This window comes from Streptomyces sp. NPDC002643 (assembly GCF_053592555.1).
The window spans coordinates 43,548-55,041 of record NZ_JBSFVY010000051.1 but is presented as its reverse complement, the minus strand read 5'-3'; the positions used below and the strand labels follow the sequence as shown (position 1 = coordinate 55,041).

General features: G+C 69.0%; 5 protein-coding genes and 1 pseudogene. 3 read left to right on the top strand and 3 right to left on the bottom strand.

Going from position 1 to position 11,494, the window contains the following annotated elements; all coding sequences use genetic code 11:
- The first annotated feature begins 89 nt into the window (after positions 1 to 89).
- Positions 90 to 1,616, top strand: coding sequence for an FAD-binding oxidoreductase (locus ACWD4G_RS42370; protein WP_451303475.1), 1,527 nt, complete (start codon positions 90 to 92; stop codon positions 1,614 to 1,616).
- A gap of 211 nt (positions 1,617 to 1,827) precedes the next feature.
- Positions 1,828 to 2,265 (top strand): annotated as a pseudogene (locus ACWD4G_RS42365) (tyrosine-type recombinase/integrase); the annotation flags it as partial.
- A 276-nt stretch (positions 2,266 to 2,541) separates the two neighbouring features.
- Here the strand turns inward: ACWD4G_RS42365 and ACWD4G_RS42360 are convergent.
- Positions 2,542 to 3,153, bottom strand: a complete 612-nt coding sequence (locus ACWD4G_RS42360; protein ID WP_451303473.1) for a DUF998 domain-containing protein — start codon at positions 3,151 to 3,153, stop codon at positions 2,542 to 2,544.
- Between the two features lie 200 nt (positions 3,154 to 3,353).
- Here ACWD4G_RS42360 and ACWD4G_RS42355 point away from each other — a divergent pair, with 200 nt between their 5' ends.
- Positions 3,354 to 3,815, top strand: a complete 462-nt coding sequence (locus ACWD4G_RS42355; protein ID WP_451303471.1) for an effector-associated constant component EACC1 — start codon at positions 3,354 to 3,356, stop codon at positions 3,813 to 3,815.
- Between the two features lie 77 nt (positions 3,816 to 3,892).
- On the opposite strand, the gene ACWD4G_RS42350 is transcribed toward ACWD4G_RS42355, so the two are convergent.
- Entirely contained in the window at positions 3,893 to 4,120 is a 228-nt protein-coding gene (locus ACWD4G_RS42350; RefSeq protein ID WP_451303469.1) for a hypothetical protein, read from the bottom strand.
- Between the two features lie 128 nt (positions 4,121 to 4,248).
- Complete coding sequence (locus tag ACWD4G_RS42345; RefSeq protein WP_451303481.1) at positions 4,249 to 11,202, bottom strand: RHS repeat-associated core domain-containing protein; 6,954 nt, start codon at positions 11,200 to 11,202, stop codon at positions 4,249 to 4,251.
- Positions 11,203 to 11,494: the final 292 nt, after the last annotated feature.

Sequence of the window (11,494 nt, the reverse complement as noted above, 5' to 3'; positions counted from 1 at the left end):
TCGTGAAGTAATTGCCATGCGGTCCCCGCGTCTTCGATGCTGGAGTTCCTTGACCGGCACGATGGTGGCCCCGGAGGAAGGACATTCTCATGCGGTGGCGCGTGGAAGAAGACGACCCCCGGTACGAGACCCTCAGTCAGGGATTCAATCAACGGTGGGTCAGCAGGCCGCGGTACATCCAGCTGGTCCACGACGACGCGTCGGCGCTGGCGGCCGTGCGCGAGGCCGTCGCGGGCGGTCTGCGGCCCACCGTCCGCAGCGGTGGGCACTGCTACGAGGACTTCGTGGCCAATACCGGCGGAGTCGTTCTCGACATGAGCCTGATGAACGACGTCCGCAAAGGCACCGACAAACAGGGCCGGCCCGCTTACGTCGTCGAGGCCGGAGCCACCAACTGGGATGTGATCACCACCCTTTTCCGCAGCTTCGGCAAGGCGGTCCCGGGCGGTTCCTGCTATTCGGTCGGGTCGGGCGGGCATGTCGCGGGCGGCGGCTTCGGATTCCTCTCCCGGCGCCACGGGCTGGTGGTGGACCACCTGGTGCAGGTGGACGTCGTCACGGTGCGGGGCGGGCCCGACGAACCGCCGGTCATCGAGGTGACCCGTGCCCATCGCGAGGACGACGGCCCCGAGGGCGATCTCTTCTGGGCCCACACGGGCGGTGGGGGCGGGAATTTCGGCGTCGTCCTGCGCTATTACTTCGCGGACGACATTCCCGAACCCCCGGAGCGCGTCTGGCTCAGCAGCATCGCCTGGCCGTGGAAGGGCGGACTCCTGGACCACCCGGAGGACTTCGCCGCGCTGGTGGAGAACTTCGGCACGTTCTTCGCCGCCCACAGCTCGAAATACGAGGACGTCTACCAAGGGCTCTTCAGCATTCTCAAACTCACACACAAGGACAACGGGAACGTCGTCCTGCTGAGCCAGTGGGACCAGGAGGACTCGGGCCCGCTCGACGACTTCATCGACGCCATCGAGGCGGGCATGACGACGCCTTCGACGACGCAGTTGTTCAGCGTCGGCGGCATCGCCGTGCACCTACCGGAGAAGCGCCGCCAAATGCCCTGGTTCCAGGCCACCCAGACGCTGAACGGCTCCGGCGACAACCAGCGCGGCAAATACAAGTCCGCCTACCACCGGCACCCTTTCTCGCCGCAACAGATCGACACCCTCTACCACTGGCTCACCAAGGACGTCCCCGGCGCGGACATGTCCAAGACGCTCGTACAGGCGGACTCGTACGGCTGCCGGATCAACGTCCCCGGGCCGGGCGACACGGCCGTCCCCCAGCGGGACTCCGTCTTCAAGCTCCAGTTCCAGTCGTACTGGACCGACCGCGGCGAGGACGACCTGCACACCGACTACATGCGGCGCTGGTACGCCGACCTGTACCGGGAGACCGGCGGCGTCCCCGAGATCACCGACGAGCGCCACGACCGCGCCACGGACGGCGCGTACGTCAACTACCCCGACACCGACCTCGGCATCGCCACCGACCAGAGCCCGGCCTACCCCCGGCTCTACTACAAGGGCAACTACGGCCGCCTGCAGGACACCAAGCGCTACTGGGACCCGCGGGACGTCTTCCACCACAAGCAGTCCATCCGGCTCCCCTAGACCTCGGACCCGTTCGCCGCGCTCACCCGACCAGCGCCCCGCGAGCCACGACCGCTGGCAGGGCCTACGCGGGGCTGGTACTGCGTGTGTTTGAGACGTGTGCGGGCCAGCGCGGCGAGTTCGTCGATGCCGCATGGGGTGAGGTCGCCCAGGCTGTGCTTGAGGTGTGCTCACACATAGCGACGATCGCCGGTTCTCCAAACCGGCGAATGTGCGCCCGGACGGTCAGAGGCACAAGGCACCGGAGACGTTCGACACCAAGTCCGACGCCCAGGACTGGCTCAACCTCACCCGCGCCGACATCGAACGCCACCACTGGCGCGGCCCGGACGCCAGTGCGATCAACTCCGAGACGTACGCACGCCGTTGGATGGACGAGCGCGGGCAAGGAGGAGGCCGACGAACGCCCCACCGCCACCATCGAGCAGAGGTCTTCGACCGCGACGACACCATGGGCACACGCTGGCGCCTGATGGCCCTGCTCGGCGCCTTCGCCCCCCTCCGCCCGGAGGAGCTGGCCGAACTGCGCCGTCACAGTGTCGATCTCGACGAATGCTCCCTGCGGATCACGCTCGCCTCCCTTGAGCTGACCAACGACAGGCGCGCCACGGGCGACCCCAAGACCCGGGCGGGCAAACGCACCGTCCACCGACACATGGACTCGTGCTCATCGTCCTTCCATCCGCTCCAGATACCGACGCCGAGACGGCGAACACGGCCACGGTGACGAGAGCGACCACGGCGAAGCGACGGTGCCTGTGCGGACTCCAGGTCTCTGACCCGGGCAGATGCCCTCGTCCACCTTTACGGGCACGCCATGGGCACGCATCGCGGAGTAGGCGAGAAACGCGTCTGCTCGCCAGCCGCCCGCTCTGCCGCGGCTCAGACCCTGCCCAGCGGCCGTCACCCGCACGGCCCGGTTGCTTCAGCGGCCATGGCCAACCCCACCCTGCTCCGAGTCAAGGTGGCGGAGGCAGGAGACGACGACCACGAAGGGCCACAGGGACTGAAAGGACGTCACACAGCGTTCAGCGACACCGGGAGCGCCGTGACGATGCATCTCGATCACGAACCAGGCTGCTCCGGCGCCCATCACAGCGGTCGCCGCAAGGGAGGGCGCGGGCCGCAGTGCCCACGGTGCCGCTCCGCTGCGATCGGCGGCCAGAACGGGCCACACCGCCAAGAGCGCGAAACCGACCGCGGCGGCTGAACCGTGGGGCATGGAGCCCCCACTGCTCGGCGCCGGGAGCAGAGCCACCACCAACGCCGACACTCCACCGCAGCCCAGCGCCACACGCCCGGCGAGCGCGGCCACGCGCAGTCCCCAGGCGGTCAGCAAGTGGCAGATACCCAGGGCGAGCAGCGCTCCGGTCATCACCCAGAATCCGGCTGCCCCGTAGGCCGCCAGGATGCTGATCGTCTGAGTAGCAGAGTCGTAGGCAGGGCCCTCAAGGAGCGCCGCGATCGTCCAGCCTCCGATCAACAGGACAGGCGCGCACACCGACGAGAGCAAGGCCCACCTGGGCACAAGTCGCACCGGTTCACCGTAAGACGCTCCGGTACTCGCGCGGCGGCGCCGCGCCTACCGGGCGTGACCGCAGCGCGAGCCGGGCTCGGACGGCGGGGAACGTCAACAGCGGGTTCGTGCTGGTGCTCCAGGCCCTGGATGCTGTGCCCATGCCAAGATGGGTCCTACGGAGGCGCTGATGCCGAGCCCGCTCCGGAGGGGGAGTCCAGGTGGAGTGTCGGATCACGGTCGTGACACCGGACCGCGATGGGGGCGGACCGTCGGGATTGTTCCGCTGGCTCGCGCAGGACCCGGACGTGCGCTCGTCCGCACAACTGGCCCTGGTGCCCGCGTCGGAGCGGGCCGGGGACATGGGCGGCGCCTTCGAGATCATCAACGCGGTGGTCGCCAACAGCCTCGCGTTGAGCGGCGTCGCGATCGCGGCGGCCTCGTGGCGGGAGACGCGCGCACCGCGGCCGACCGTGCGGATCGAGTGCGCCGGAGTGGTCGTGGAGGTCGGCGACGACTCCCCGGAGACCATCGCGAGGATCACCCGCGTCCTGTCCGAAGCCGCCGGTGCGGGCGCTCAGGCCGAGCCGGGGCAGGGCGGGGGCACCGCGCCGGACGGCGCTGGTGCCGCTACTCCCGCCGACGCCGGGCAGCGCGCGGACGCCCGGTCGGACCAGCCGTGACCGTTGCCGGCCTGTCCGACCCGGCCGCCTCCCGTGCCGTCCTCATCGGCGCCCACGGATACCGGCACCTCCGTGGGTCAGGCCTCGTGGACGCGGAGTGAGCCGCAGACCACGAAACCGTCGTCCGAGCCGTCCGAGACGAGCAGCGTGGTGAATTTGGACCGATGTCTGGCCGGGATGGCCACGAACTCGTCGATGCCGGTGCTGACCGTGTCGGGGGCGGCGGAGACCCGGAGCTCGGAGTACTGGGACTTCAGCTTCATACCCAGGACGTTCAGAAACTCGATCTCCACCGTCCCGTCCACTCCGCCTCCCGGGCTTGCCCGCAGCACGAGGCGGCGATGGGACGCTTGGTAGGACCAGACCAGGAAGGGCCGCTCGAAGTGGAGAGGGAGCCCCCCCTCCTGGCCCACGACTCGCGGTTGCACAGCGTTCACCCTCCGAAAGGACTGGGGACGACGTCCCCATATTCGTCGTACCAGGTGACCCGGGCCTGGACGGAGGCCGGGGCGTTCTTGATCTGTGACAGTTCCCATGCGGTGTAGTCGCCGGCGCCCGGGGAGGCCACACCGTCCATGGAACGGGCGAGTCCTACCGGGTCGTCGATGCCTTCGAGGTTGAAGTGGATCTGCACGGTGCTTTTCGGATCGACGGCTTCCTTAACGACTGATGTCCAGTTTCCGTCGCCCCAGTCGTCGTACATCTTGGCCCCGGTCCGGTCGGCGAAGTCCGCGAGCGCCCAGTCGTTGTCGGCGGTCCTCGTGTACCCGAGCGCGATGGACGGGGGGCACTCGTTGTGCACCAGGACGGGCGCCGAGCCCGCCAGCACGTAGTACGTGTGCAGCCCGTCGACCGTGAGGTTGTACATAGCGGCCGAACCGGCCCGGTCGGTGACACCGACGACACGGGCGTGCCCGTCGGTCGCGGTGTTGAGCCGGTGTCCGGGACGGAGTTCCGCGGCCGCCGTCCAGGTCTGGAGTGTGTCGTTCCAGAAGGGGTGGTCGGCGGTGGTGCGCAGGACGGAAGTGCGACCCTCGGCGGTGCGCACGATCACGTCGACGAGGTCGTCGTCCTGGTGGGCGAAGCGGGCGGTGACGGTTTTGCCGCCCTTGCGCTTGCCCGTGCCGGGGTCGGCGGCCACGACCTCGTCGCCGGGCTTCACCTCGCTGATGGGCTTGGTCTTGCCGTTCTTGAGCAGGACCAAGGTGTCGGGGGAGAAACTGCACGCCGCCTTGAGGAGGGCGGCGGCAGCCGCTTCCACCTCCGTCGCGGCCGCGCGGGAGGCGCCGCGCGCCATGAGCGCCCGGCCGGTGGACCCGAAGGCGAGTGTGGCGATGGTGATGACGCCGGAGACGATCGCCTCGCCGCAGTCGCCTCGTCCGGTGAGGCAGTGGTAGGTCGCCTTGACACCCCACGGGTCGTTCGCGCTGCTTTGCGGGTCCCTCAGCAGTCCGGCGCGAGTGGCCGTGTCACAGAAGCCCTCGACGCCGTCCCTGATGTAGCACTTCGACTCCGCCCAGCGCGAGAGCATCTCGGCGTAACCGGCCGAGTCGGGGTAGCCCCCGCCGTAGCCCATCGCGAACAGCTCGTCCTTGGTCGGGATGATGATTCCGTCGACCACGGGTTTGGCGGTGCTGGCGGTGTTCGTGGTCGTGCTGGAGCCGTTACTGGTGGCCGTGCCGCCGTTTCCACTGGCGGAGGTGTGCGGATTGCCGCTCTCGTCGCAGCACTTCTCCGTGTTCGGGGCCCAGACGCTGTCGGGGTTGTCGATGCTGCAGCCGTCGCAGAACAGGCCGGTGGGGTCGCTGAAGGTGAGCGGGTTGTTGCCGGCGTAGCTGTAGCCGTTCAGGTTCTGCTGGTCGTTCGGGGCGAGGATCGGATCGAGGCTGATGAACTGGCCCGTCGACGGGTCGTACTCACGAGCGCCGATATGGGTCAGGCCGGTGGTGGCGTCCCTCGTCTTGCCGAGGAAGCCCTTGTCGTCGGGCCAGGGCCCGTACAGGGGATCGCCGCGGTCGGCACCGAACGGCGTCGTGTACCGCTTGGTGAAGGTCTGGCCGGAGTCCCGGTTGACCGCCAGCGAGGCGGTGCTGTGCTGGTCGCCGGCGAGGTAGCTGATCTTCTCGGTGCCGGTCTGGTTGGACCGCAGAGCGGCGTTGGTGCCCCCGGCGCCGTAATAACGCTGGGCCCACACCGTGCCGCCCGCACGCAGGTGCAGTTCGGTGGCGCCGATGTAGAGGACGCGTTCGCCGTCCTGCGTGTCGCGGATCAGCAGGGTGCCGTCGGCGGAGTACAGGTAGTCGGTCGTCACCCCGTTCTCGGTGAGCTTGCTGAGCCTGCCCTCGGCCGACCAGTCCAGCGTCTGGGTGCCCGACTTGCCGGGGCGGTGCCAGGAGTTGCCGGCCGAGTCGTACTCGTAGGTGCGCTCCGGGGCGGTGCAGTCGCCCTTGGTCGTGGTGCCGGTGAGGGTGTGCTTCTGGGTGGTGCTGGTGTAGCAGTACGTCGTCTCGGTGTCGCCGGTGGACTTGTGGACCGTCTCGCTGGTCCGCTGCCCGGCGTCGTTGTACGCGTACGTCGTCCAGTAGGGCGCCGGTCCCGACAGGCTCGACGCGCTCTTGGTGTCGGAGCACTTCTGCGAGGACGGCGTCCAGGCCTCGACCAGACGGCGGTGACCGTCGTAGGCGAAGCACTGGGCCTCGGCGGAACCGGCGCCGCCGAGCAGGGTCGGGTCGCTGATCGAGGTCAGATTGCCGGCCTGGTCGTAGGTGTAGTTGAGGTCCTGGAGCATGTAGCCGTGCGTCTGGTCCGTGACGAAGCTGCGGGTCAGACGGCCGGTGCCGGCCTCGTAGTCGTTGGCGACGTAGACGTTCTTGCTGTCGGTGCCGCCCGCGCCCAGCGTCAGCAGGTTCGGCTGGGCGAGAGCCGAGTAGTCGACGTCCAGCAGGTAGCCCGTCGAACCACCGATGGAGGTCAGGTTCCCGAGGGTGTCGTACCCGTAGTCCAGGCTCTCGGCCGGGAGTCCTCCGGCAGCCGGCTCCTTCGACTGCTTCAGACTGCCGTCGAGGTTGTAGTACGCCTCGTACTTCAGCGTCGAGGGCACGCCGGCCTTGACGAGCGGGTCGCTCTCCGGGAGCCGCAGTTCGGTGGCGGTGGCCCGCTCCAGGCTGTCATAGGCGGTGATGGCCTGGGTGTACGCGGCTCCGCTCTTGCCGTCCACGTAGCGTGTGGAGGACGTGGGCACACCCTTGAGGAGGGTGTCGTAGACGTAGCCGGTGAGCTGGTTGGCGTCCGTCTTGCTGTTCTTCCAGGTGCCGGTGGCGCGGCCGAGCACGTCGTACTCGGTCAGGACGGACTGGCCCCGGGAGTCCGTGGACTTGACGACCCGGTCGAGGGAGTCGAACTCGGTGAGCGTCGTCCCCTTGTCGGGGTCGCTGGTGCTGCCCTGGCGGCCGAACAGGTCATACACGTACGACCAGGTCGCGTTGGACGGCCCGGTGACCGTCTTCTCCTGGCCGTCCAGCTCGTAGGTGAACTTCGTGGAGGTGTACGAGGCACCGGCGCCGGAACCGTAGGCGGAGTCGGCAGGACTGGTGCTCGCGTACTCGCGGGTCTCGACGGTCTTGCCGCGGACGTCGGTGATGGTCCGCTGGGCCGAGCCGCCCTCGACGGCCGTGACGGCGGTCGAGTCACCTGTGTAGCTGGTGGTCGTGGACCACTTCTTGACGCCGTAGACATACAGGCTGGAGGTCGTCGCGCGACCCGCCCCGTCGAACACCGTCTCGGTCTGGCTGGGCGCCTCGCCGTACTCGGCGCGCGTGTAGGTGGTGTTGGGGGTGCTGGTGCTGTCGAAGATGTCGGCGTACGTCTCGTAGGCCAGGCCCCGCGTGTCGTAGCGGGTGTCCGTGAGCAGACGGCCGCCCTCGGGGGTCGGGGACTGGGTCTGCAGGGCGCGCAGCGACGAGTCGTACAGCGTGTAGCTGGTGGTGTAGGTCTCGCCGTCCTTCTTCAGCGTGGCGGAGGAGACCCAGGACGGCTTGGTGTCGTCCAGGTGGTAGGCGAACTTCTGGTTGGGGGACTGGCTGGCGCTGTCGCGGTTCGGCAGCCAGACCTGGGTGAGGCGGCCGAGGGCGTCGTAGGCCAGCTCGGTCTTCTTGAGGTTGGCGTCGTAGATGCGCAGAGGCTGACCACGCCTGGGATCGATGAAGCTCGTCGTCTTGTACGTCTTGGGGTCGGTGGTGATCGTCTTGGTCAGCGGGCCCGCGTCGGCCGGGGTGTAGGTGAGGGTGGTGGGCGGGTTCGTCGTCGCGTCGCCGACGCTCAGCGGGCGGCCGAGCGTGTCGTACGTCGTCGCGGAGATCCGCTGCCAGGCGGACGGCGGCCGGTCGCCGTCACCGTCGGCGGTGGCGGCGTATCCGGCGGCGCGGCCGGTCCAGGTGGCGAGGCCCTTGGTGGGCGTCTGGGACGCCGACCAGGTCGTGGCGCCCGTGTTGTCGAAGACGGTGCTCACATCGGCCAGCACGTCCCCGCGCGCGGGCTTGGCCGGGTTCATGGACGCCGGGAGGGTGAGCGAGGCGTCCTCGGTCGCGCAGGTGCGGGCGACCGTGCGGGTGCGGGAGACGAGGCTGGTGATGCCGAGATCGGCGTTGCGGGCGTACCAGGTACGGGTGCAGGTCTCGTCCGATCCCTTGCCGACCTGGCCGAAGTCGTCGACCGTGACGGGCATGCCGTAGCTGTCGAAGGTCGTGCTCGTCTGGCGCTCGCGCCAGGTCTGGGACGCCGTCAGGTATGTGTAACCGCGCACCTTCTCGGTGCGGACGAAGCGGGCGACGTGGTCGCCGGCGCCGGGCGGGCTCTGTCGGGCCGTCTCCTTGGACCAGGGGTCGTTCACGGTCGCCGAGATCGCCGTGGAGCCGTCGTAGGTGACCTGTTCGCGCAACTGGCCCGCGTACTCGTCCTTGTCGGTGATCGACGCCGCGCCGAGGGCGGGTGAGGAGAGCGGGGCGACCGTGACGGACTTGGTGGTGTCGTCCTTGTTCTTGTCCCCGTGCATGCCCTGCAGGAAGAGGGAGACGGTCTTGGAGCGGGTGGTGCTCGTCGCGCCGGTCCACGCCGTGACCTGCGCGTAGCCACGCCACTCGGACCAGGTCCGCTCGTCCTTCGGGGTGAAGGGCGAGTCGGCGTGGTGCCAGGCGGCGCCGCTGTAGGAGTAGGAGTGCTCGACGGCCTCGTTGTCGCCGGCCGGGTCGGAGACGGTGACGGCCAGCACCCGGTACTTCTGGAACCAGTCGACGGAGGCTTCCGTGGCGCCGTTGATGTTCCAGAACTGCGGGTAGCAGGAACGGGTGTTGGTGTCGGGGGCCGCGTCGATGACCTGGCCGCGCACGCACTCCTCACCCGACAGCGTCACCGTCGTGATCGCACCGGTCTCCGATGTGATCGTGGAGATACGGGGGCGGGTCAGCGGGAGGATGTCGTCGGTGGCGTCGACCCGGTTGGGCCGCATCTGATAGGTGAAGTCGACCGGGTTCATGGTGATGCCGGTGGTGCCCGCCCTGGCCGTCCGCTTGATCGACTTCAGGGTCAGCACCTGGTCGGAGCTGTCACCGATGTCCCCGCCGTCCAGGTACTGCCCGGTGAAGTCCCAGGAGTCCACCGCGTCGTAGTCGGCGCTCGTGGCGTTGTAGGAGAACGTGTCGATCCCGGTCAGACGCTTGCGTGAGAAGAACGTCGGGCCGGTCGCGTCGCACTCGTCGTCGTCCTTCGAGCAGATCGCGTCGAAGGGTACGTCCGGCCAGTTGTCCGAGGTGTCCTCGGTCAGGCTGGAGCAGTCCGAGGCCGTGCAGCGCTCCGCGTAGCCGAAGGTGACCTTCGCGTCCGCCTTGTCGGTGAACAGCGCGCCCTTGCGCAGGCCGTACTCGATCCGGTTCAGATAACCGCCGCGGGTGTAGCCCGCGTCGGCGGTCTCCGACTTGTTCTTCTTGTAGTGGTTCGACTCCTTGGTGTACCAGTACGTGGCCGCGTTGCCCCGCGTGTCCTCGACATAGTCGAGGTTCCACCGCCACGCCTGCGTCACCACGCGATCCGCGAAGGAGTCACCGGAGGAGTAGCCGGGCTCGCCCGAGTCGTCGCCGAACACCGGGACCGTGGCGACCGAGTCGGTGCGCTCGGTGTCCGCACCGTCCAGCTTGTTCAGGCCGAACACGTACTTGGTGCCGTCACCCGTGACGACCGTCCAGTACTCACCGTTGTTGTCACCGTTGTCGGCGTCCGTACCCCGCGTCACCTTCGACGCGTCGTCGTTCTCCAGCCGCCACTGACCGCTGTCGTCGTCCTTGACCAGCCGCGACGACTTGCCGTTCAGGACCAGACTCGCGTTGTCGTACTTCCAGCAGAAGTCGAAGATGTCGTCGTGGCCGTCGTCGTCACACGATCCGTACGAGCGCTCGATGTAGGAGTCGGTCAGCCCGAACCCCTCACCCACCGACGTGCCCTGGTTGTTGGACCTGGCGGTACGGCCGTCGACGCTGCCCGAGTCGTACGACAGCGCCAGCGGCGGCTGCGGGCCCGCCGCGGCCGGCGGCAGGGTGAAGGGGTACGACCAGGTGAAGGAGCCCGAGCTGCCGCCGGCCTCCCAGGACGAGGACTCCGACAGCGGGGTCGCCGAGTAGTTCCCGGAGCCGCTGGGCGACTCGCCGGCACCGGCCGCCGTGGCGGTGACCGCCAGGACGGTGACCGAGGCGGTCGCGCTGTCGGCGGCCCTCATGAGCTGGGTCGACGCGCCGTCCGAGGATTCCGCGACGCGCACCCGCGCCGAGACCGACTGCCGGTCGAGGTCGTTGTCCGACGCCAGCGGGCGTTGCGTACGGCACTCCGCCTTCTCCGGCGTCGTCAACACGCACGAGGGAAGCTGCACCAGGCGCAGCCGCTGGGCCCAGCCACCCCCCACGGCGGAGGCGAAATCGCTGTAGTCCACGCCGACTTCGGCGGAACCCGCCGTGTCCGCCTCGGCGGTCAGCAGCACGCCCGTGATGTCCGCCGCGCGGGCGGCCTTCTGGTCCAGCACGGTCACGCGGGCCCGGCCCGCCGCGGCCTTGCCGTCGGATGGAGGAGCCAGCGTGACCGGTACCCCGCCCGGGTCCGCCTTCCCCGTTCTGCCCCTGGCGAGGGTCAGCTTCGCCTCGCCGCCGCCGGGCCAGGAGGCCTTCTGCTCGGTCCGCGCCCGGTCGGCTCGCGCCTTGTCGGCCTTCTTCTCCCGGGCGACCCGTTCCCGTGCCTTCTTCGCGCCGGGGCCGTCGAACTCCTCGACCTTGCTCGCCCTGGACTCGGGCACGTCCGGGCGGCCCAGACCGCCGGAATCCGCGGCTTGCGCCACCTGCGCCACGCCCATCGGCACGACCAGTGCCAGGACCAGCGACTGCACCAGCAGCCGGGTCGGCCTGCGCCATCCGGTTCGTCCGGCACCTCTCCAGGGAGAGGTGCCCCTACTCATGGTCATCGTGTTGCCCCCGGTTGTCTTGACTGAAGGACGCGAAGAACTGGTCGCGAAGAGCCGAAAGAACGGGTTGGCCGAAGGAACGGGTCGGCCGAAGGAACGGTCGGCTGGAAGAACGGGTCGGCCGGAAGAACGGATCGGAAAGACCCGAAGAGCGGGTCGCGGGGAAGGCCGAAGGGGCAGGGGG